Here is a 22,666-nt window from a genome sequence, read left to right on the forward strand (position 1 = left end):
ATACTTTAAAATATGTTAACACATAGCGCTTTTTTAATAATATACTCCATTTTAGAATGGGAAATTTAAATATTATTAGTTAAATGATGATTTTTTGTCTTTCTCTTCTACTTTTGGATAAATAACGCAATTCCAATATGTACCATGATAAAACCGCTAAAATTAATACGATTAAAAAAACTACTAAACTTATAATGATTGGGTCATATTTATTAAACAATTTAAAATATACAAATATTTGTATTACAGGAAAGTGATAGATATAAATACCGTATGTAAAATCACCATATTTCCCGAAATTATTTAGCCATTTAAAATTATAAGCAATGTAAAAAACCATAAACCCAAATACTATAGGTTTCAAAATATATGTTTTAAATAGATATTGTTCAATAAAAAACAACACTAGACATGGCAAAATAATATAATGCTTCCACTTTTGAAAAAAGTCAAAGTTTTTATATAACATAATTCCCATAACGAAAAAAGCCAAAGCTCCAGGTAATTGTTTAGCTATTCTATACATATCTATTGAAACAAAATAATTGAAATAGGTTATAGAAATTAAATAGACTATAATACTCAAAACATAAATATTACTTTTTTTAAACTTAATTATAAAGTAAAAAAAAGGGACCAATAAATAAAAAGCTTCTTCAACTTTGATAGTCCAGAGAGCTCCATTGACAGCACATATTGCGTTATTCTCAAACACTCCTGGCAAGCAAGGCTCTATATAGTTTTGAAATGTCAAATTTGCCCCTAAATACTTCCAAAATTGACCACTAAGAAAATAATTTTCAACAGAGTTTTTCGATATTAAACAAAAAGAAACGGCACAAAAAAGCACTAAAAAAGCGTAAGCTGGTACTATTCTTCTAACCCTTTTAAAAATATACTCTTTGGGTGTTTTGCTATTTTCATAGCTTTTAGCAATTAAAAAACCACTAATAACAAAAAAACCATCTATAGCTAAACGGGCATTGAAAAGCATTCCATAAGACTGAAACATCTCAACTTCACTTAATCTTATCAAATGTGATAAAGCAACAGTTGTAGCAAAAACAACTCTTAAAAAATCAAAATTATTAATATTTATTTTATTCAATAGTCTTATAATTAAACGCCAAAACTAAATGTCTGATTATAACAATAAAAACAACTATCCTTTTAACATATATCCATCCTATTTAGTTTAGATGTTCAAATATATTTATAACTAACGGATTTTACTTTAAAATAATATATTTTAAATGAAAAGAGGGGATCTAAAAAGTAAATTTGATAAACTCAGCACAGGCTTTGTCGAAATATTTTTAACCTACCGATAATCAATATCGGTTTCGACAGGCTCAATCTGGCAAATCAAATTAAAAAGACTTTTTAGACCCCCTCTTTTATTTATAAGGCAATTAATTACACAATACCCTGTGCCAACATAGCATCAGCTACTTTAACAAATCCAGCAATATTAGCGCCTTTAACATAATCTATATACCCATCTTCTTCCTTTCCGTATTCAATACAGGCATTATGAATGTTGGCCATAATATCTTTTAATTTTAAATCGACTTCCTCTCTAGTCCAATTGAACCTTAATGAGTTTTGGGTCATTTCCAAACCAGAGGTAGCTACACCACCTGCATTTGATGCTTTTCCAGGCGCAAATAATATTTTAGCTTTATGGAATGCACTAACAGCTTCCTTAGTTGAAGGCATATTGGCTCCCTCACTGACACAAATGCAACCATTACCTAAAAGGGTATTCGCATCGTTTTCATTAAGCTCATTTTGGGTTGCACATGGCAATGCTATATCACATTTAACTTCCCAAGGCGTCTTTCCTTTGATAAACTTCGCATGAGGATATACTTCTATATATTCACTGATTCTACCTCTTTTTACATTTTTAAGTTGCATCACGTATGCCAATTTCTCTACGTCTATACCATTTTCGTCATAAATATAGCCTGAAGAATCAGAAAGCGTTAAAACTTTACCTCCTAATTGTATTACTTTCTCTGCTGCATATTGCGCAACATTTCCAGAACCTGATATTACAACATTTTTCCCTTTAAAACTATCTCCTTTAGTTTCCAACATGTTCTGTGCAAAATATACAGTACCGTAACCAGTTGCTTCTGGTCTAATTAACGATCCGCCCCAAGACATCCCTTTACCTGTTAAAACACCAGTAAAGCCATTACTTATCTTTTTATACATGCCAAAAAGAAAACCGATTTCCCTTGCGCCAACACCAATATCGCCAGCTGGCACATCTGTATTATGACCAATATGTCTAAACAATTCACTCATAAATGCATGACAAAAACGCATAATTTCGTTATCACTCTTTCCTTTAGGATCAAAATCGCTTCCCCCTTTACCACCTCCCATAGGTAAAGTTGTAAGACTGTTTTTAAACACTTGTTCAAATGCTAAAAATTTCAAAATACTCATATTAACAGTCGGATGAAAACGCAACCCTCCTTTATAAGGGCCAATGGCCGAACTCATTTGGATCCTATATCCTCTGTTAACCTGTATTTCTCCTTTATCATCCACCCAACATACTCTAAATGTTATAACACGTTCTGGCTCGACCATTCTTAAAAGAATATTTTTACCATAATATATATCATTCTTAATAATATATGGAATAACAGTTTCTGCAACTTCCTCTACAGCCTGTAAAAATTCTGGTTCATGACCATTTCTTTCTTTTACTATGTCCAAAAATGATTCAATATTACTTTTCATATACACAAATTGTATTAATTTATTAAATAGGTAATTTAAGGATGCAAATATACGGTATCTTTAAAAAAAAGATTGTTTTTTTTTGAAATTCGCAATAAATAATTTCAATATATTTTTGAAGAAACTTATTATTTGATTTTTTACCAACCATATTTATTTTTTGACCACGTTTTACACGTTTATTCTTAACAAGATTTCAAGAAACTATACAGTAACTAATTTAGAGATGTTTAGTAAAGCCTATGATCAATTTGGTATTTCAACGATAAAATTTGTTAGTTCAACGAGTTTTTATATATTTGCTGTCGATATAATGCCTCAAAAAAAATAAAATCCCTATGCTTAACATAAAACATTCAGTTTTTGCTTGTTGCCTGTTTGTTATTTTTCAAACAGCCAGTGCTCAACTAGGCTTCTCTCATGAAATTGGGGTTATTACGGGTCCTTTACAATTTAGGTCAGATTTTGGCAACCGGGAAGATACCAAAACGAATTTTGGGAATTCAGGATTTGGAATAGGAGTGGTCCATTATTTAAATTTTTCTTACCGAGCAGATTGCAACTGTTATACCACTGATACTTACTTTAATGACCATTTTAAATTACGAAACGAAATATCTTGGAATAAAACCAATCTTGAACACCATGGCAGGCTTGTTGACCCCAGTAAAGTTAGTGTAGATTCAGATAGATTAAGGGGCCATAAAGGTGTTGCTAAAAATTTAGATATAGGTACACAACTTGAATTCTATCCTTTAAGCATTCGTTCCTTTCAATCTTTTGGCTATAAACTAGCCCCTTTTATAAGTTTAGGAGTACATTATACCTCTTTTTCTCCAGAAGTTAGTACTACATACGAAAACCCAAACCCGCTTTTAACTGGAAACGTTCTCGAACCTAGCAATTTTTATTCGCATTGGGACCCAGGGTCGGTAGATGCTTCTCCAGGCAGCACATGGTCTATGGTTTCTAGTGTTGGTGTAAGATATAAGCTTAATAAGCTTTCGGATTTAATGCTTGATTTAAGGTGGCAATATTATTTTAGTGATTGGGTTGACGGTCTTAACCACCAGTTAGATTTCAACAAAAGTGATGATTGGCTATTATGGTTTAATATTGGATATATTTACTATTTAAATTAAAAAATTACACTAAAGCCTGCTCTAAATCAGCAATTAAATCATCAATATCCTCTATTCCCACACTTAACCTGATTAAAGAATCTACAACCCCTGTTTTTTCTCTTTCTTCTTTTGGAATGCTAGCATGTGTCATACTAGCTGGATGACCAGAAAGCGATTCGACACCTCCCAAAGATTCAGCTAAAGTGAAAATCTTTAAATTCTCAAGAATTTTGATAGATTCCTTCATATTATTTCCTTTAGTTGTAAAAGAGATCATCCCTCCAAAATCCCTCATTTGAGATTTAGCAATTTCATGATTAGGGTGACTTTCAAAACCAGGCCAATATACATGCTCTATTTTTGGGTGATTTGCTAAAAACTTGGCAACAGCCCTACCATTTTCACAATGACGCTGCATTCTAATATGTAATGTTTTTAGACCTCTTAACACTAAAAAGCTATCCTGAGGACCACAAATGGCACCACTCGCGTTTTGTATAAAGTATAGTTTATCAGCGAGCTCTTTATTTTTAACCACTAAGGCCCCCATAACAACATCACTATGGCCTCCCAAATATTTAGTTGCAGAATGCATCACTATATCTGCACCAAAATCCAAAGGTTGTTGTAAGTATGGCGTAGCAAATGTATTATCTACAGCGAGTAATATCTTATGCTTTTTCGCAATAATAGAAACCGCTTTAACATCAATAATATTCATCATTGGATTGGTTGGCGTCTCAACCCAAATTAGTTTCGTATTTTTATTAATATAAGACTCAATATTTAAAGCATCTTGCATGCCTATAAAATGAAACTTTATTCCAAAATCCTGAAAAATCTTTGTAAACAAACGAAAAGAACCTCCGTATAAATCGTTAGTAGAGACTACTTCGTCTCCTGGCTTTAGAAGCTTAATAATAGCATCAATCGCTGCCAATCCCGAACCAAAAGCCAATCCGTATTTTCCATTCTCAATACTCGCGAAAGCATTTTCTAAAGCATTCCGAGTGGGGTTATGTGTTCTAGAATATTCATATCCCTTATGCCCTCCTGGAGTTGTCTGAGCATAGGTGGACGTTTGATAAATTGGAGGCATTACAGCACCAAAAGCCGCATCATGTTCTTGACCACCGTGTATTACTTTTGTATTAAATTTCATTTTCAAAAAACCTTTGTACAAAGGTAGGTTTTAATTCGGTGAAGCAAAAAGATATTTATAAATGTAGTTTTTAAATTACCCATTAAGAATTAGCATAAACAGGTTTGGTTTATGTATAGGTACCTATTTACTTAGCGTCCCATTTTATTCATTGTTTTCTATTTTATATTAAGGAATTCATGAATCTTACGATTTCAAGGGAATGACGACTTAAAAAGAAAACCTCAATATTTTATATTGAGGAATTATGCTTCAATTCAAATGCAATAATTATCTTTAATGCTACTTAATAGTTCAAATATGTTTTATAAAAAGCCGCTTTTAATGGTATGTCTTTTTTTCATTTTTATAGCTTGTAAGGATGAACTAAAACTATCCTTTTCAGAAATTAAAATTTCAACCAGCAACAATGATCTTGTTGAAGTAAATATTCCAAGTGCCGAAGGAAATAAGAACATAGCTGATCAAATAAATTCAATAATAGCTAAAAATGTTATTGCATCATTACATATTGGAGAACCAGATAGTATCACTTCAAAATCCATTGAAGAAAGTATAACGTCATTCAACAAAGAATTTCAAACATTTAAAACCGATGCTCCGGAGACCGTCATGCCATGGGAGGCACAAATAGATGGAGAAGTTATGTTTCAATCTTTAGAAATTGTAAGTATTGCTATAACGTCCTATGTAAATACAGGTGGTGCGCACGGAATATTAAACATTGCTTTCTTAAACTTTGAAACCGACACCGGAAACTTAATTCCTAATGATAGATTATTTAAAGATATTGAAGGATTCAAAAAAGTCGCTAGAACTTATTTTGGTAAAACCATTAATGACGAAGATGTCGTTTTAAATGTTGATACCTTCAAATTACCTGCTAATATAGCTTATAACGAAGAAGGCATTGTTTTACTTTACAATACTTATGAAATAGCACCATATTCAACAGGCATTATTGAGTTTACAATCCCTGTTAAAGATGTTAGTTCGTTTTTACATTTTAATAGCTTTTAAAAGCGCTAAAATATATCCAATATGCAGTCCTTCATGAAAAAACGCAAATTGCAACGCCTTATCTACATTTGTTAAAGTATTACCTGTTGTAGAGACGGTATATGTATGATACTCTTTAAAGATTCTATTTTTATAATCCGCTTTTGTTTTTTCCATAGTTGAAAATAATAGTTCCTTTATCTCATCAACCTCGTCTTGTGCAACAAAAGCTTCTGGTTTGGTATCTTTCCTATATTTATCGATCATTTCATTAGATAGTATCGTTGGCAAACCCGATAGCTTATAAACTAAAAGCTGCTCGCTCACGATTATATGGGCAACATTCCATATAATGTTATTATTAAAACCTTTAGGGATTTTATTTAAATCCTCTAAGCTTGTTTTTTCCAAAATATTTTTAAGAGCGTTTCTTGTATTGACTAATACTTCGAATGTAAATTTCATATTATTTATTTTTGGATAAATATAGTTCGAAATGATATATTTACTTTTATTTTGTTGGAAATAGTTTTCTAAAAAAAATCATTTTTTATAATAAAATCTTATTGTAAATAGGCTATCCTACCCTACTATAGAAGTTATATAAGCAATTAAAAAACAAATACGAGCACATGAAAAAAGTATATTATCTAAAAACCTGTAGTACCTGCATTAGAATATTAAAAGAGCTCAATCTGCCTTCCGAATTTGTTTTACAGGACATTAAAACAGAAGAAATAACGGTAAAGCAATTGGAGCAAATGAAAGAACTCTCGGGCAGTTATGAATCCCTTTTTAGTAAACGTTCCAAACTCTACAAAGAAATGGATTTAAAAAACCAAAAATTAGAAGAGCGCGACTACAAACATTATATTCTGGAACATTACACTTTTTTAAGCAGGCCTGTTATAATAAATGGGGATCAGATTTTTATTGGTAATTCTAAAAACACTGTTGCAGCGGCAAAAGAGGTTATTCGTGCTAAATAAAAAACCAGTGACTCCACCAGGATTCGAACCTGGATCTAAAGTTTAGGAAACTTTTGTTCTATCCCTTGAACTATGGAGCCATTTTTAATAAAAAAGCCTTTACAGTCATGTAAAGGCTTTTTTGTTATGAAGCTCCTTCTCTTGGGCTCGAACCAAGGACCCTCTGATTAACAGTCAGATGCTCTAACCAACTGAGCTAAGAAGGAGTGTATCTTTTTGTCTTAGCGAGCGCAAATATATATATATTTTTAGTTACTGCAAATAAAAATTTTAAAAATTTTACCCAAAAATGGCTTTATAAATATCATTTCCATTAGCAAACAAAACTAAAGCTATTAAAATAAAGAACCCAACCATTTGTGCATATTCCATAAATTTATCTCCTGGCTTTTTACCAGACACCATTTCATATAGTAAAAACATGACATGACCACCATCTAAAGCAGGTATTGGCAATAAATTTAAAACGCCTAACATGATCGATAAAAAGGCCGTAATGCTCCAAAATACTTGCCAGCTCCAAAAACTTGGGAATATATCGTAAATAGCTTTGAATCCCCCTACACCTTTGTATGCTCCTGTACTTGGTGTGAAAATAGCTTTAAACTGGGTTATATAAGATGATACTTTATCCCCTGCTTTCTTTATTCCTACTGGGAAGGATTCAAAAAAGCCGTATTCCTTGGTTTCAAATTGATAATATCCTAAAGCTTCTAAAGTTTCAGGCGTGGTTCCTGATGCATAAACCAATCCCAATTTACCTTCCTCACTTATTTTTAATGGTAGCGTAACTTCGGCATGGTCCCTTAAAACCGTGGCGCTGACTTCTTGTCCTTTGAATTTTTCCAATCCCAATTTTACCTGATCGATATACTTTGTTTTAAAATCGTTTAACCCAACAATAATATCGCCTTTTCTAATACTACTATTCTTATTATAAGACGTATCGGGAACCTGAACTATAACAAAAGGTTCTCTTAATTTTATAAAGCCCTTTTCCTTAGAATCAATTAATTGTGATAAAAAATCCTCGGGCATATTTACCGTTGATTGCACCCCGTTTCTTTCGATAACAATTTCCTTACCAAACAGGACTTTTTCAGAAATTTCAGAAAATGTCTCAATCTTATCACCATCTACAGAAATAATTTTATCACCCGTATATAATCCTGCCTTATTGGCAATGGTACTTTCAACTAAAAGGCCATCTTTAATATTTTCATTTGGTAAAAATCGATCGCCATAAAAATAACTCATTCCTATATAGATAAGGATCGCCAATAAAAAATTCACAGTGACACCACCTAACATAATAATTAAGCGTTGCCAAGCTGGTTTAGATCTAAATTCCCAAGGTTGTGGTTCTTTGGCCATTTGCTCGGTATCCATACTCTCATCTATCATTCCGGCAATCTTCACATAGCCCCCTAATGGCAACCAACCTATGCCGTAAACAGTTTCTCCTATTTTCTTCTTGAACAATGAAAATTTAACATCAAAAAATAAATAAAACTTTTCTACTCGTGTTTTAAAAGCCTTGGCAGGGATAAAATGCCCTAATTCGTGCAAAATAATAAGCAACGAAAGACTTAATAAAAACTGAGATATTTTAATAACAAACTCCATATAACTTCAATCAGATTTTTTAATCGCACAAAAGTACGCTTTTAAACCAACTTTAAAAAGACAATTATAAGATGTAGGTTTTTTTAACAAGAATTTAAACTTAAAAAAGATCGAATATAACACCTATAAGGTCATTTCTTTCTTTAAATAAAGAATTCCTTGAAACGAACCCTGTCCTTGCCGGCAGGTCCGACGTAAAGCGTCGAGGAATTCTTTTCGATTAAATTTTTCGTCATCGATGTTTCATTGTATTTTTGCATATATTCAATTTAACCAATAAAAATGTTATCATTTTTCAAGAATTATAGAGGGTTCGCCATTGTTTTTGCCATTATTTCTATTATTATAGTCTCAATAATCTATAACACTTTAAATGTTTACCAACCCTTACCCATTTATCAACCCGCTATGGTAAGTACCGAACTGGTAGACAGCACTATTCAATATAAAAAAAAGTACCATAAAATAGCCGATTTTTCGCTCATCGATCAAAACGGTAAAACGATCACACAAAACGATTATAAAGACAAAATATACGTGGCCGATTTCTTTTTTACTACGTGTCAGACCATTTGCCCTATTATGACCGGTCATATGGAGCTAATACAACAAGAAATTATTAATGACAACGATGTCATGCTACTTTCACACTCGGTAACTCCCGAGATCGATACGGTTGCCCAACTAAAACGTTATGCGAAACAAAAAGGAGTAAATGATAATAAATGGCATTTAGTTACCGGGGATAAAAAACAAATATATCAACTTGCAAGAAAAAGCTATCTGGCAGTTAAGGACCATGGAGATGGCGGTCCTTTTGATATGGTGCATACCGAAAACTTTATGCTTATTGATAAAAAGCGTCAAATAAGAGGCTTTTATGATGGTACAGATAAAGAAGAAATCGACCGTTTACTTAACGATATTAAAATCCTAAAAGAAGAATATCTAAAATAGTTTTTATCAACCATTTTTTTAGGCTACTTTTTTATACTACTTTTGCTTCTTTAAAATCAATCTAAATAAGCTTGCAAGATACTTTAGCACATCTTAAACGTGGTGAAAAGGGCATTATTACCGATGTTTCATCTATTCATATCCCATTAAAACTCTTAGAAATGGGATGCTTACCGGGTAATTTGGTGCAACTTCTGCAACTTGCTCCCTTTCAAGATCCCATGTATTTAAATATTAATGGCACCCATTTAGCCATTAGAAAGGAAACGGCTTCTCATATCTTAATTGAAAAAATAACGCATGGGTAAGCAAATAAACGTCGCCTTAATAGGTAATCCAAATACAGGAAAAACATCCGTTTTCAATGCATTAACGGGGTTAAATCAAAAAGTTGGTAATTATCCAGGGATTACGGTCGAAAAAAAAGAAGGCATATGTAAACTCCCGCGAGGTGTTAAAGCCCATATTATCGATTTACCTGGAACTTACAGCTTGAATGCTTCTTCTCTTGATGAAAATGTGGTCATAGAGCTCCTCTTAAATAAAAACGATAAAGATTTTCCAGATATAGCCGTTGTTGTAAGTGATGTAGAGAACTTAAAACGAAATCTTTTATTGTTTACACAAATTAAAGATTTAGAAATCCCTACACTTCTTGTTATTAATATGGCAGATAGGATGAGCTACAAGGGTATTTCATTAGATATTGATTACTTAGAAAAACACCTTCAAACCAAAATCGCTTTAATTAGCACAAGAAAGAATGAAGGTATCGACAACTTAAAAAACCTCATTGCTAACTTTAAAGATCTTCCCATATCTCCTTGCTTAAATGCTTCAGATATAGACAAGGACTATTTTGATAATTTACGTAAAGCATTTCCCAATCAACTTTTATATAAACTTTGGTTGGTAATTACCCAAGATGTTAACTTCGGAAAAACAGATAGAAATGAAATTGATGCTGTTGCCGATTTTAAAACTAAAAGCAAAGGCGATTTAAAGCGTTTACAGCAAAGAGAAACCATTAAACGCTACCAATTTATAAATAATGCTCTTAAAAAAGGACAAACCATCGATGTTTCGCAGGCCAAGGATTTACGAACAAAACTAGATCGTATTTTAACTCATAAAGTATGGGGGTATGCTATTTTCTTTATTATTCTGCTCACTATCTTCCAGGCAATTTATGACTGGTCCAGTGTGCCAATGGATTTTATCGATAACGTTTTTGCATCCTTAAGCGAAGGGATTAAAAACATACTACCAAATGGTGCTTTCACTAATTTATTGGCAGAAGGTATTATTCCCGGTCTTGGTGGTATCATTATTTTCATTCCACAAATCGCTTTTTTGTTCTTATTTATAGCTGTACTTGAAGAAAGTGGCTATATGAGCCGTGTGGTATTTTTAATGGATCGGGTGATGCGGCGTTTTGGTTTAAGCGGTAAAAGTGTTGTCCCATTAATTTCCGGTACTGCTTGTGCTATTCCTGCAATTATGGCCACAAGGAATATTGAAAGTTGGAAAGAACGCTTAATCACTATTTTAGTGACACCCTTCACAACCTGCTCTGCCAGGCTTCCTGTTTATTTGATCATCATAGAATTAGTAATCCCCAAAGAACGTTTCTTTGGCCTTGGATACCAGCCTTTAACACTCATGTTACTTTACTTAATTGGATTTGGATCCGCCGTTTTTTCAGCTTATTTACTCAACAAAGTCCTAAAAATAAGAAGCAAAACTTTTTTTGTGGTCGAAATGCCCAACTACAAACTTCCCCTATTCAAAAACGTAATCTTTACGGTTATTGAAAAAACAAAAGCTTTTATTTTTGGTGCCGGGAAAATTATTCTAGCCATATCTATAGTCATTTGGGTATTAGGTTCTATAGGTCTTAACTCGAACTATAGCAATGCAAAAGAGATCGTTAATCGTAAAATTAACGAAAATGGCTTCAGTAAAATTCAAGCATTTTCTTTACAGAATAAGCAGGAACGTTATAAGAACAGTTTGATCGAAGATTACGATAATATCACAGAAACTCAAATTTCTGATTCCATAAATTATAAAACGCCCCTTTTCAAGAAAGCGGTTATTAATGACGAAATAGCATCCCTTAAATTGGAGAACTCTGTTTTAGGGTATATTGGAAAAGTCGTTGAACCGGCAATCAGACCTTTAGGCTATGATTGGAAAATAGGCATCGCCATTGTGAGTTCGTTTGCAGCAAGAGAAGTATTTATTGGTACTTTATCCACTATTTATAGTGTTGGAAGCGAAATTGAAGATGACGAAAACAAAACAATCCGTGCCAAAATGCAATCTGAAAGACACCAATCAACAAACAAAGCTGTTTTCACTTTTGCCTCTGGTATTTCCTTGTTGTTATTTTATGCTTTCGCCATGCAATGTATGAGTACCTTGGCTATTGTTAAAAAAGAAACCAATAGCTGGAAATGGCCCGTTTTACAATTGGTCATTATGACTACCTTTGCGTATATAGTAGCATTAATTGCATTTCAACTCTTAAAATAAGTAAAGTTACTAGATCGGTTACGACAAAATAGACATGAATACCATTATTCAAAACATATTAGTTTTTTCAGCATTAACTTTAGCTGTCATGTTTTTGATTAAAAAATTCTTCTGGAAAAAATCAAAATCCAAAAAAGCTTGTGGCGGAGATAACGGTTGCGGTTGTCATTAATTTGATGCCCTTTTAAAGAATTAACTTTAAGAAACCTTTACAAATAGATTATTTGCAATCATATTAGATATAATAAGCTCCTTTGTTTTTATCCTTATTGTAACAGAATTATCAAAAGGTTCACGGTGACAAACTTTCAATTCCGTTCCCAAAGCAATATTATTTTTGTCTAGATACTTTAAAAAATCCGAGGAAGAATCCTGAACTCCAACACAGATACAATCATCTCCTATTTTTGCCTCGGAAAGTAAAATTTTATCAATCTTTTTAATCTTACCTGTTTTATCTGGAATAGGGTCGCCGTGTGGATCGTGCGTTGGGAATTCCAAAAAGGCATCTAACTGACTAATTAATTTCTTAGACTTTATATGTTCTAGCTGCTCCGCTACCTCATGGACTTCATCCCATGAAAAATTTAGCTTCTCAACCAAAAACACTTCCCAAAGCCTGTGTTTTCTAACAATGTTAACAGCAACTTCCTTTCCCTTCCCAGTTAAGGTAACGCCCTGATATTTCTTATAATCGACATAGCTCTTTTCAGAAAGTTTCTTAACCATATCGGTCACAGACGACGCTTTGGTTTCCATTTCCTTGGCAATAGCATTCGTGCTTACATTATTAACACCATACTTTCCCAGATGATAAATAGCTTTTATATAATTTTCTTCCGTAAGGGTTATCATAACTATTATTTAGATATAGAACTCATTTAAACTTTTATAATTGGCTAAAAAATTGCCCTTTTGCAACCATTTTTTGTCTTTTTTTATTCCATAGCGATGCTATGCAACTCAAAAAAGTCTTCAACTGGACACAAAACGACTAATTTTCGCTTCAATCCAAAAAGTTTAAATGAGCTCATAACAAAGATAGAATAATTATAATATCAAAATAATTTTTAGATTAATCTAAAAATTATTTTATATTTGCATAAAAAATATCTTATGAAACCCCTAATAATACTCCTGTTAAGTGTATTATCTTTTTCAGCAAACGCCCAAAGTATAACTGGCAAAACAATATCGGACGGTAGTGCATTGCCTTATGTAAATATTTATTTAAAAAGCACACGAAAAGGAGCCGTATCCAATGATGATGGCTCGTTTAAAATAAACAATATTGATGCTGGCACATATACTATTGTTGCTTCGTTCACCGGATACCAAACCCAGAAAAAAAAAGTGACCATTTCTTCAAATGATGTTGTTGTAGATTTTGATTTACCTGAATCTGAATTACTTGATGAAGTTGTCGTTACAGGAACTTTAAAGGCAGTATCTCGTTTGGAAAGCCCAGTACCGGTTGAAGTTTATTCTCCTACATTTTTAAAAAAGAATCCAACTCCCAATATTTTTGAAGCCTTGCAAAATGTAAATGGTGTCCGTCCACAGATTAATTGTAATGTTTGCAATACGGGAGACATTCATATTAATGGTTTAGAAGGCCCATACACCCTTGTGCTTATTGATGGTATGCCCATTGTAAGTGGATTATCTACCGTTTATGGCCTTTCGGGAATTCCTAACTCCTTGATCGAACAAATTGAAATTGTAAAAGGGCCTGCTTCTTCCCTTTACGGAAGTGAAGCCGTTGGAGGTTTAATTAATATCATAACAAAACTTCCAGAAAACGCACCCCGTTTTTTTGCCGACAGCTATGCAACAGGTTGGGGAGAGATTAATCTGGACTTAGGTTTTAAAACCAAAATAGGTAATAAAGCCAATTTACTTTTTGGCACTAATTATTTCAACTACAATAATCCGATAGATAATAACGGAGACAATTTTACTGATCTGACCCTTCAAAATAGAATTTCTGTTTTTCAGAAATGGGATTTTAAACGTGACAAAAATAGGCTGTTTTCTTTGGCTGGTCGCTATTTTTATGAAGATAGATGGGGCGGAGAAATGCAATGGAATCCATCTTATAGAGGTGGTGATCAGGTTTACGGCGAAAGTATTTACACCTCTCGTTTTGAATTTTTAGGAAAATACCAATTACCGGTGACCGAGAAATTTCTATTTCAATTCTCTTATACAGACCATGATCAAAATTCGGTATACGGTAATGTGCCATACTTAGCACAACAACGTATTGGTTTTGGGCAACTTACCTGGGACAAACCGCTTAAAAACCACGATTTGCTATTTGGTATTGCTGCCAGATACAATTACTATAATGATAATACGCCAGCCACAGTAACAGCCGACGAAGTTGTTATCCCTTCCCTTTTTGCACAAGATGAAATTAAACTTAACGATAAACACACCCTACTATTAGGTGCACGCTATGACTATGATAAAAGGCATGGCAATATATTCACACCAAGAATTGCCTACAAATTCAAGCCTACTAGTGATGATATTTTTCGTGTAAATGCCGGTACAGGGTTTAGAGTGGTTAACATTTTTACCGAAGAGCATGCAGCCCTTACCGGTGCGAGAGATGTTATCATTACAGAAAAATTAAAACCAGAACGCTCTTATAATGTCAACATAAATTACCTTAAAAAGTTTTATACCAAATCTGGAGCTATTATAGGACTGGATGCCTCTGCTTGGTATACACATTTTACAAATTTGATTACACCGGACTACGATACAAACCCCAACCAAATTATATACGATAATTTAAATGGCAAAGCCATTACAAAAGGGGTAAGCGTAAATTTAGATGCTATTATTGCCAGCGGCGTTAAAGTTTTAATAGGGGGAACGTTTCAAGATGTGTCCCAAACTGAAAATGGTATAAAACAGCGTCAAATTTTAACAGAGCGCTTTACAGGGACATGGGCTGCCTCTTATAAAAGTTATAAATACAATTTAACCCTGGATTATACTGGCAATATATACGGTCCCATGAGGCTACCTACTTTAGGGGAATTTGACCCCCGAAAAGAAAATTCGCCCGTATGGAGTATACAAAATATACAACTAACCTATGATGGGTTAACCAATTTTGAAATTTACGGAGGCGTGAAAAATCTGTTAAACTGGACCCCAAATAAAGGAAACCCTTTTATTATTTCAAGGACCTATGATCCCTTTGACAAAACTCTGGATGAGAACGACCCCACAGATTTACCATTCGACCCATCCTATGTATATGGACCAAACCAAGGGATTCGTGCCTTTTTTGGTATGAGGTATTCTTTTAAATAATTTAAGTGCTTTTTAGTAATTTCGCAACAAATTAAATATATGCAAAAACAACTCTATATAATCGTTATCGCTTTAGTTTTCTTAAATTGTAAAAACGAAAAAAAGGCCAACAACAAATTAAATGTCGTCACTACAACGACCATGATTACCGATCTGGTAAAGCATATAGGTGGAGAGCATATTAACTTACAAGGCTTAATGGGAAGCGGTGTCGATCCACATTTATACAAAGCCAGTGAAGGCGATGTCACTAAATTAGCCAATGCCGATATTATTTTTTACAACGGACTTCATCTAGAAGGAAAACTGGTAGAAGTATTCGAAAAAATGCACAATCAAAAAACCAAAACGATTGCCATTTCTGATGCTTTAGATGAAAAAACATTGATTGGCTCTGAGTATTTTGCCTCCAATTACGATCCCCATATTTGGTTTAATGTAGACTACTGGATGCAAGCCACTCAATTTATAGTTGATAAACTTTCAGAAGCCATTCCAGAACAAAAAACAACATTCGAAGCACATGGTGCAAATTACATGAAACAATTGGAAGCATTAAAAATCAAATTAACCTCGATTATTGATACCCTTCCAGAAGAAAAACGTATTTTGGTAACAGCACACGACGCCTTTAATTATTTCGGAAAATCATTTCATTTCGAAGTAGTTGGTTTACAAGGGCTATCGACCGCTACAGAAGCAGGCGTACAAGATGTTCAAAAATTATCGGCGTTTATTATAGAGAAAAATGTAAAAGCTATTTTTGTAGAGAGTTCAGTACCTAAACGTACCATTGAAGCACTACAAGCTGCTGTAAAATCTAAAGGACATGACGTTATTATTGGAGGTTCTTTATACTCTGATGCTTTGGGAAACGCAGGTACTGCGGAAGGCACATATATTGGTATGTTTGAGTATAATGTAAACACGATTGTTAATGCGCTTAAATAAAATGATGACCCAAGATAAAAATAACGATGAGACTCCTGCCTTCGCAGGAAGCATTGCCGTAAAAGTAGACGATTTAACCGTAGCATATAACTACAAACCCGTGCTTTGGGATATCGATTTAGAAATACCCGAAGGGGTCCTTATGGCTATTGTTGGCCCCAATGGTGCGGGAAAATCGACCCTTATAAAATCAATTCTTGGTATTTTAAACCCCATTGCGGGCAGTGTTAGTATTTATGGTAAATCTTATGAAAAACAACGGGCGTTAGTTGCCTACGTACCACAAAAAGGAAGTGTAGACTGGGATTTCCCAACAACAGCTTTAGACGTTGTCATGATGGGAACATATGGCAGTCTGGGCTGGATAAAGCGCCCAGGTCAAAAAGAAAAGAAAATGGCTCTTGAAGCCTTAGAGAAGGTAGGCATGCTGCCTTTTAAGAATAGGCAAATAAGTCAGCTTTCCGGCGGACAGCAGCAACGTATTTTTCTGGCAAGAGCTTTGGTGCAAGATGCATCCATCTATTTTATGGACGAACCGTTTCAAGGGGTTGATGCCACTACCGAAATTGCCATCATCAATATTTTAAAAGAATTAAGAAAAGCAAATAAAACGGTTATCGTTGTACATCACGATTTACAAACGGTTCCAGAATATTTCGACTGGGTCACCTTTTTAAATGTAAAGAAAATCGCAACAGGCCCGGTCAAGGATATTTTTAATGATGATAATTTAACAAAGACCTATGGTATTAATTATAAAGTGAGTATACAGGAATAGAAAAAGTTAACGGTTTGCAGTGGCAGTTTACATTTAGAACAAAGCAAATATTAAAATGAAAAGTAAAATATATTTGAAACATTGGTTGGCATTAAAACCTGAAAATTATAGTGCAAACACAGATTTATACTATCTTAAAGTAGCTAATAACGTTCATTCAAACTTCATACCGTCATCAAGTTTTATGCTTTCTCAATTTATCGAAAAAGAAGATATATTATTACTAAGCTGTTTTTTAACTTGTTATTTTGAAGATGTTATTTCACAAACCAATATATGGTACACTTTCAAATCAATGTATAAAGATCTTTATAATAAAAAGCTTCCTTTTTATATTATTGAAGATGACTACATTGATGAAGAAATTAATTTCGAAGACGTCGCTTTTTTAACTTGGTATTTTTTAAACACCATTCAGCAGGATAAATTTATAAATCCTTACAATGATTTTATTCTAGATATTGCAACAACAACCATGCAAATATTTGATGACGAATATGAATATGCTCCAGAAAACGAAAAACTAAAAAAACTATATGCATTTGAAGATACTAATGTGGATTTTTACCAAACAAGAACGTTTTTACAATTTGTCTTCTTCGAGTCCTACTTATTTTATACCGATATTAAACTGCAATTAGATCTTAATGTTTTAGATATTATAGAAGAAAACAAAGAAGAAGACCCAAGTATGGTAATGGGCTATATTCGAGAAATTACAGAAGATTTCACCTTTAACACAACCAGTTCGCTTTTAGCTTTAAATGCAAAAGACTGGGCAAAAAATCTTTTAGAAAAAACACATTCTGAATATGAAAGAATAGAAAGTATTTCCGATAAAATTTTTGGCTTATTTTTTTATAAAAGTCAGAATGAAAATAATGTTAATATAGAACATATTGCTTCGGGCATGACTTTTGAAATGACCAAGAAATCTTTTGACCATTATGAAAATCTAGACGAGAATGATATTTTATATATTGGATTAGTAAAATGGAATAAAGAATGGTGGTTTTCTGGAAATTTTAGTATTTCTGATTTTGATGCAGATGTTATTTTAGATCAAAAAAACTCATTAGAGGCAAGGTCTGAAGTTAACTTTTTAAATGACCCTAAAAAAATAGATGATATTCTAAGAAAAAAGGAAAAAGCATTTTTAAGCTTCAACAATAATAGTCCAATTGCTTTTTTAAAAGCTAATGAAGTTGAAACGTTTCTATCAAACTATATTTCTCATTATATAAAAACCCTTAATCTTTCTAACAAACAACAAAAAGAAGCTTTACAACGAATAAAAGATGATGGCTATTCTTACAATAAAAATAACCCTGAAGATTTTAATTCAGAGGAAGAAGCTATCATCTTTTTCAATTCAAAAAAAGGGGTGGAAATTTATTTTGATATTATAAATGCTTTTCCAGATGAAAACAATCCATTTTTCACTCATGAAGATAATGACGACATTATGCATTTACTAATATCTCCAGATTATTCTGTAGAATTGGTTTTATATTTTGTGGAGACTTACAAAAATAAATTGTCTTTTTTTAAAAAAGAACCGTACAAAAGCTATTTAGACGATTTAGATTTTCTTCTTAGGTTTTGGAAAAAAGATAATTATTTCACAAAATCAGCAATAACACTAATAGATAAATAAAGGCAATCATAGACTTACAGGAATACATACAACTCGTCTTTACAGATTACACCTTAAGAACCATCACCCTTGGTACGGCAATTCTAGGTGCTGTAACCGGTATGTTGGGAAGCTTTGCTGTATTGCGAAAACAAAGCCTTTTGGGCGATGCTATTTCACATGCGGCACTCCCTGGGATTGCCATTGCCTTTTTAATTACAGGCGCAAAAGACAGTAATGTATTATTATTAGGGGCTTTAATAAGTGGGCTTATTGGTACTTTTTGGATACGCGGCATTATTAGTAAAACACATTTAAAATCAGATACCGCTTTGGGCCTTATTTTGTCCCTGTTTTTTGGTTTCGGAATGCTCCTCTTAACTTTTATTCAAAAACAGCCCAATGCCAATCAGGCGGGTTTGGATAAATATTTATTCGGGCAGGCCGCCACTTTAGTTGAAAGTGATGTTTGGCTTATGGCTATTGTAACTGGTATTTGCCTTATTGTTTTACTACTTTTTTGGAAAGAGTTTAAAATCCTTCTTTTTGATGCCGACTATACAAAAACACTTGGATTCAATACGAGGTTCATAGATATTTTAATTACCACTTTTATTGTGCTAGCTATTGTGCTAGGTTTACAAACCGTAGGTGTTGTTCTTATGAGCGCTATGTTATTAGCGCCTGCCGCAGCAGCAAGACAGTGGACCAATAACCTGGGGATTATGGTTCTCCTGGCTGCCACGTTCGGAGCATTTTCAGGTGTTTTTGGAACAGCCATTAGTGCAAGTCAGAACAACCTGTCAACGGGACCGGTAATCGTTATCGTTGCCGGTATATTTGTACTCATTTCCTTTATTTTTTCTCCAAATCGCGGATTACTTTTTAAACAAATACGATTCATCAAAAACCGTCGTGATTTACAGCTTCACAAAACATTGTCGTTTATGTACCACATTGCTAAAACACATGAAAATATTTCGCACCCTCACGCTATTAAGATCTTAAATAATTTTCAAGGGTATACAAAAGGGACCCTTCAAAAATTAGTTCGAAAAAATTACGTAAACCTTAATGGTAGTATGTGGAGCTTAACAGAAGAAGGTTTTAAAACGGCTTCTAATTTGTACAACCAACAAACCGAAAATAATGGGTAGTGCTCAAATAGAAATACAGCTTATAGCCAGTTTGGTTGCTATCGCTTGCGCCATTCCGGGCACTTTTTTAGTGCTTCGTAAAATGGCAATGATCAGCGATGCCATAAGTCACTCTATTTTACCTGGCATTGTTATTGGTTTTTTTATCACTCAGGACTTAAACTCTCCTTTATTGATTCTTTTAGCAGCAATAACAGGTATTATCACGGTCATTTTGGTTGAATACATTCAAAAAACGGGCTTAGTAAAAGAAGATACGGCCATTGGTTTGGTTTTCCCGATACTGTTTAGTATTGGTGTTATCTTAATTGCTAAAAATGCCAACGATGTCCATTTAGATGTAGATGCTGTTTTATTGGGTGAATTGGCCTTTGCGCCTTTTGATAGGTTATTAATTTCAGGAGTGGATGTTGGCCCAAAATCGTTATGGGTTATTGGTAGTATTTTATTGATTACGATTGGGTTATTATTTGCGTTTTTTAAAGAACTGAAAATAAGCACATTTGATGCAGGTTTAGCAGCATCTTTAGGGTTTTCGCCTGCCGTTATTCATTACGGTCTTATGACGGTTTCTTCTATCACCACTGTAGGCGCTTTTGATGCCGTTGGCGCTATTTTAGTAGTCGCTTTAATGATTGCCCCTGCTGCTACCGCTTATTTGCTTACTACCAACTTAAAACGTATGCTTGTATACGCTATTTGTTTTGGCGTATTTAGTGCCATATCCGGTTATTGGCTGGCCCATTGGTTAGATGCCTCCATTGCAGGCTCTATTACGACCATGTTAGGCCTATTATTTTTAGTCATTTATTTGTTTGCTCCCAACAAAGGTGTTATTGCAGTGCTTTACAGAGAAAAACAACAACGTACAGAAGTTTCGTTACTCACCTTTTTACTGCATTTAAGAAATCATATCGAAGAAGAAGAACGCCATGTAAACCACCTTAACGAACATATTAATTGGCAAAAAGTACGGAGTAAAACTGTTTTGGAATTAGCACTTAAAAATAATATGATCGTTATTGAAAATAAGATTGTGTCATTAACGGAAAAAGGAGAAGATTTCACTTCCCAAGCTATTGATTATATTATTACCAATGAAGATTCCAAAATAGAACATATGAAAGACGACTTCTTTTTGTTTAGGGGCTAGTGTCATTCAGAATACTTCGCCTACGTTCAGTACAGGCTATAGTGAAGAATCTCTATATATTTATACTAGACGTTTACTTATTAATAATACGTTTTTTAGATTCTTCTGTCGTTCCCGCCTGTCTGCTGACAGCTACGGTGTTACCCACATCTTTTTTCAATATAAAGAACAAAAGCTTATTTCCTTTTTTACTTACTTTTAGCTCACTGATTTTATTTGATAAATAGGTGTTCGTGAATCTTCGATTTAGCTCACTGATCTTATTTGATAAATAGGTGTTCGTGAATCTTCGATTTCTTTGCCCGTCCAAAGAAAAGTAACAAACCTGCCTGCCGGCAGGCAGGAGAAAAGACGCCCTTTCGAGAGGGATTTCTTCTCATGCTATCGCCAGAGAAGAACCGGGCCCAAAACTTCGCGTCGCTCCACCGCAATGTCCAACGCCAATGCTCCTGTTCCTCGAAGCTTTTTAGTCCTTCGCGCAGTCTGGCACCTACGCTAAAATAGTCCCCCGGACTATTTTTAAACGCTCGGTCCCCTTCCGAAAGGTCGGGGACAGCCCTATGGTATTTTTCCAACAGCTAGCAGAGAGACCTGAGCGCTCTATAAAAAGCGGTATGCGAGGCTGGTACGGCAAACCTATACTGAAAGCAAGGGACATAGGGCGAGTTCTTTTTATCTGTGGCCGCGACAGAAGATCATGATTTGTGGGTACTCCGTAGCTGCTGACAGGCAGGCTTCTGAATGACATGATGTCTATTTTGCTTCAAACGAAGCATGTCATTCAGAGCGCAGCATGTCATTCAGAGCGCAGCATGTCATTCAGAGCGCAGCGAAGAATCTATCTTTATTTTTTTCATTAAATTCATCATGTGAAATCAATTGGTAATCATAACTATTATGTTTATATATTAACCAATAATACCAAATGAATTTTAAAATGATTGGTAATAAATTTGAATTATTTTTTCTTTAGATGTGATAAAAAACATATGCATAGCCTAGTTATGGTTATGTTTTTTATTGAAATATAAAGGAAATAGTAATCGAAGATTCATGAACTCCTTATTATAAAAATAAATGATAGTGAGCTAAACGGATTTAACCAGTTGTTTTGAAGTTTATTTGGTATAAAGGGAAAACCGTTCTTTATACTGGAGTTACAAATAACCTTAAAGAAAGATTGTACTTTCATAAAAATCCGACACCCTTTTCTAAAACATTTACAGCTAAATATAGATGTTATTATTTGATCTATTATGAGCACTTTTTCGAAATTGAAGATGCGATAGCAAGAGAAGAACAAATTAAGGGTTGGAGTAGAGCTAAAAAAGAAAATTATAAATAGCTTTAATACTTCATGGTCGTTTTTAAATGAAAAGATATAAAGATTCTTCAGTCGTTCCTCCTTCTGAATGACATAGCGACTTCTTTTCGTTTAGGAGGTAATAATACTATAGTTAAGAAGAATAATTCCTTTTTTGGCTTGAAAGTCAATTCGATTAA

Annotated in this window: 19 protein-coding genes and 2 tRNA genes; 13 read left to right on the top strand and 8 right to left on the bottom strand. The window is 33.7% G+C overall.

Annotation, left to right across the window (positions count from 1 at the left end):
• Nucleotides 1–79 precede the first annotated feature (79 nt).
• Both PQO00_RS14140 and gdhA read right to left on the bottom strand, forming a co-directional pair.
• Nucleotides 80–1,108, bottom strand: coding sequence for an acyltransferase (locus PQO00_RS14140; protein ID WP_274185499.1), 1,029 nt, complete (start codon nt 1,106–1,108; stop codon nt 80–82).
• A 308-nt stretch (nt 1,109–1,416) separates the two neighbouring features.
• Complete coding sequence (gene gdhA, locus PQO00_RS14145; protein WP_274185500.1) at nt 1,417–2,760, bottom strand: NADP-specific glutamate dehydrogenase; 1,344 nt, start codon at nt 2,758–2,760, stop codon at nt 1,417–1,419.
• A 338-nt stretch (nt 2,761–3,098) separates the two neighbouring features.
• On the opposite strand from gdhA, the gene PQO00_RS14150 reads away from it, so the two are divergent.
• Entirely contained in the window at nt 3,099–3,902 is an 804-nt protein-coding gene (locus PQO00_RS14150) for a glutamate dehydrogenase (protein WP_274185501.1), read from the top strand.
• 4 nt (nt 3,903–3,906) lie between these two features.
• On the opposite strand, the gene PQO00_RS14155 is transcribed toward PQO00_RS14150, so the two are convergent.
• Nucleotides 3,907–5,046, bottom strand: a complete 1,140-nt coding sequence (locus tag PQO00_RS14155) for a cystathionine gamma-synthase (protein ID WP_274185502.1) — start codon at nt 5,044–5,046, stop codon at nt 3,907–3,909.
• A gap of 300 nt (nt 5,047–5,346) precedes the next feature.
• Between PQO00_RS14155 and PQO00_RS14160 the strand changes: the two genes are divergently transcribed.
• Nucleotides 5,347–6,066: a DUF3298 and DUF4163 domain-containing protein gene (locus PQO00_RS14160; protein ID WP_274185503.1), complete on the top strand. Its 720-nt coding sequence runs from the start codon at nt 5,347–5,349 to the stop codon at nt 6,064–6,066.
• Here the strand turns inward: PQO00_RS14160 and PQO00_RS14165 are convergent.
• On the bottom strand, nt 6,046–6,510 hold the full coding sequence (locus tag PQO00_RS14165; RefSeq protein WP_274185504.1) for a DinB family protein: 465 nt from the start codon (nt 6,508–6,510) through the stop codon (nt 6,046–6,048). The two genes, PQO00_RS14160 and PQO00_RS14165, sit on opposite strands and share 21 nt — an antisense overlap.
• Before the next feature lie 167 nt (nt 6,511–6,677).
• Between PQO00_RS14165 and PQO00_RS14170 the strand changes: the two genes are divergently transcribed.
• Nucleotides 6,678–7,034 carry an arsenate reductase family protein gene (locus tag PQO00_RS14170; RefSeq protein WP_274185505.1) on the top strand — a complete coding sequence of 119 codons (357 nt, stop codon included), beginning with the start codon at nt 6,678–6,680 and terminating at the stop codon, nt 7,032–7,034.
• An 8-nt stretch (nt 7,035–7,042) separates the two neighbouring features.
• Here the strand turns inward: PQO00_RS14170 and PQO00_RS14175 are convergent.
• The 3 genes from PQO00_RS14175 to rseP form a co-directional block, all read right to left on the bottom strand.
• Nucleotides 7,043–7,114, bottom strand: a tRNA-Arg gene (locus tag PQO00_RS14175).
• Between the two features lie 52 nt (nt 7,115–7,166).
• Nucleotides 7,167–7,240, bottom strand: a tRNA-Asn gene (locus tag PQO00_RS14180).
• Nucleotides 7,241–7,313: 73 nt separating this feature from the next.
• Nucleotides 7,314–8,660 (bottom strand): RIP metalloprotease RseP, encoded by a 1,347-nt coding sequence (rseP, locus tag PQO00_RS14185; RefSeq protein WP_274185506.1) that lies wholly within the window; start codon nt 8,658–8,660, stop codon nt 7,314–7,316.
• A 282-nt stretch (nt 8,661–8,942) separates the two neighbouring features.
• Between rseP and PQO00_RS14190 the strand changes: the two genes are divergently transcribed.
• From PQO00_RS14190 to feoB, 3 genes are all read left to right on the top strand, one after another.
• Complete coding sequence (locus PQO00_RS14190; RefSeq protein ID WP_274185507.1) at nt 8,943–9,617, top strand: SCO family protein; 675 nt, start codon at nt 8,943–8,945, stop codon at nt 9,615–9,617.
• A 71-nt stretch (nt 9,618–9,688) separates the two neighbouring features.
• Complete coding sequence (locus tag PQO00_RS14195; protein ID WP_274185508.1) at nt 9,689–9,925, top strand: FeoA family protein; 237 nt, start codon at nt 9,689–9,691, stop codon at nt 9,923–9,925.
• The gene (gene feoB, locus PQO00_RS14200; RefSeq protein WP_274185509.1) at nt 9,918–12,155 is read left to right on the top strand and encodes a ferrous iron transport protein B; all 2,238 of its coding nucleotides are present in this window, start codon (nt 9,918–9,920) and stop codon (nt 12,153–12,155) included. Before PQO00_RS14195 ends, feoB begins: the two co-directional genes overlap by 8 nt.
• Before the next feature lie 198 nt (nt 12,156–12,353).
• On the opposite strand, the gene PQO00_RS14210 is transcribed toward feoB, so the two are convergent.
• The gene (locus PQO00_RS14210) at nt 12,354–13,010 is read right to left on the bottom strand and encodes a metal-dependent transcriptional regulator (protein WP_274185511.1); all 657 of its coding nucleotides are present in this window, start codon (nt 13,008–13,010) and stop codon (nt 12,354–12,356) included.
• Nucleotides 13,011–13,271: 261 nt separating this feature from the next.
• Here PQO00_RS14210 and PQO00_RS14215 point away from each other — a divergent pair, with 261 nt between their 5' ends.
• From PQO00_RS14215 to PQO00_RS14245, 7 genes are all read left to right on the top strand, one after another.
• A complete protein-coding gene (locus PQO00_RS14215; protein ID WP_274185512.1) occupies nt 13,272–15,488 on the top strand; it encodes a TonB-dependent receptor in 2,217 nt (738 codons plus the stop codon).
• Nucleotides 15,489–15,527: 39 nt separating this feature from the next.
• Nucleotides 15,528–16,439 carry a metal ABC transporter solute-binding protein, Zn/Mn family gene (locus PQO00_RS14220; RefSeq protein WP_274185513.1) on the top strand — a complete coding sequence of 304 codons (912 nt, stop codon included), beginning with the start codon at nt 15,528–15,530 and terminating at the stop codon, nt 16,437–16,439.
• Between the two features lie 4 nt (nt 16,440–16,443).
• Nucleotides 16,444–17,217, top strand: a complete 774-nt coding sequence (locus PQO00_RS14225) for a metal ABC transporter ATP-binding protein (RefSeq protein ID WP_274185595.1) — start codon at nt 16,444–16,446, stop codon at nt 17,215–17,217.
• Nucleotides 17,218–17,272: 55 nt separating this feature from the next.
• Nucleotides 17,273–18,874, top strand: a complete 1,602-nt coding sequence (locus PQO00_RS14230) for a DUF3843 family protein (protein WP_274185514.1) — start codon at nt 17,273–17,275, stop codon at nt 18,872–18,874.
• Between the two features lie 8 nt (nt 18,875–18,882).
• Nucleotides 18,883–20,010, top strand: a complete 1,128-nt coding sequence (locus PQO00_RS14235; protein ID WP_274185596.1) for a metal ABC transporter permease — start codon at nt 18,883–18,885, stop codon at nt 20,008–20,010.
• Nucleotides 20,003–21,163 (top strand): metal ABC transporter permease, encoded by a 1,161-nt coding sequence (locus PQO00_RS14240; RefSeq protein WP_274185515.1) that lies wholly within the window; start codon nt 20,003–20,005, stop codon nt 21,161–21,163. The genes PQO00_RS14235 and PQO00_RS14240 overlap by 8 nt, the downstream gene beginning before the upstream one ends.
• 1,111 nt (nt 21,164–22,274) lie before the next feature.
• The gene (locus PQO00_RS14245) at nt 22,275–22,508 is read left to right on the top strand and encodes a GIY-YIG nuclease family protein (RefSeq protein WP_337992850.1); all 234 of its coding nucleotides are present in this window, start codon (nt 22,275–22,277) and stop codon (nt 22,506–22,508) included.
• Nucleotides 22,509–22,666: the final 158 nt, after the last annotated feature.

The organism is Flavivirga sp. 57AJ16 (genome assembly GCF_028736925.1).
Taxonomy (GTDB): Bacteria; Bacteroidota; Bacteroidia; order Flavobacteriales; family Flavobacteriaceae; genus Flavivirga.

Bases quoted from the DNA above. Each gene is read 5' to 3' on its own strand.
- gdhA (WP_274185500.1), bottom strand. From the start codon at position 2,760: ATGAAAAGTAATATTGAATCATTTTTGGACATAGTAAAAGAAAGAAAT.
- PQO00_RS14150 (WP_274185501.1), top strand. From the start codon at position 3,099: ATGCTTAACATAAAACATTCAGTTTTTGCTTGTTGCCTGTTTGTTATT.
- PQO00_RS14155 (WP_274185502.1), bottom strand. From the start codon at position 5,046: ATGAAATTTAATACAAAAGTAATACACGGTGGTCAAGAACATGATGCG.
- PQO00_RS14160 (WP_274185503.1), top strand. From the start codon at position 5,347: ATGTTTTATAAAAAGCCGCTTTTAATGGTATGTCTTTTTTTCATTTTT.
- PQO00_RS14165 (WP_274185504.1), bottom strand. From the start codon at position 6,510: ATGAAATTTACATTCGAAGTATTAGTCAATACAAGAAACGCTCTTAAA.
- PQO00_RS14170 (WP_274185505.1), top strand. From the start codon at position 6,678: ATGAAAAAAGTATATTATCTAAAAACCTGTAGTACCTGCATTAGAATA.
- rseP (WP_274185506.1), bottom strand. From the start codon at position 8,660: ATGGAGTTTGTTATTAAAATATCTCAGTTTTTATTAAGTCTTTCGTTG.
- PQO00_RS14190 (WP_274185507.1), top strand. From the start codon at position 8,943: ATGTTATCATTTTTCAAGAATTATAGAGGGTTCGCCATTGTTTTTGCC.
- feoB (WP_274185509.1), top strand. From the start codon at position 9,918: ATGGGTAAGCAAATAAACGTCGCCTTAATAGGTAATCCAAATACAGGA.
- PQO00_RS14210 (WP_274185511.1), bottom strand. From the start codon at position 13,010: ATGATAACCCTTACGGAAGAAAATTATATAAAAGCTATTTATCATCTG.
- PQO00_RS14215 (WP_274185512.1), top strand. From the start codon at position 13,272: ATGAAACCCCTAATAATACTCCTGTTAAGTGTATTATCTTTTTCAGCA.
- PQO00_RS14220 (WP_274185513.1), top strand. From the start codon at position 15,528: ATGCAAAAACAACTCTATATAATCGTTATCGCTTTAGTTTTCTTAAAT.
- PQO00_RS14225 (WP_274185595.1), top strand. From the start codon at position 16,444: ATGACCCAAGATAAAAATAACGATGAGACTCCTGCCTTCGCAGGAAGC.
- PQO00_RS14230 (WP_274185514.1), top strand. From the start codon at position 17,273: ATGAAAAGTAAAATATATTTGAAACATTGGTTGGCATTAAAACCTGAA.
- PQO00_RS14240 (WP_274185515.1), top strand. From the start codon at position 20,003: ATGGGTAGTGCTCAAATAGAAATACAGCTTATAGCCAGTTTGGTTGCT.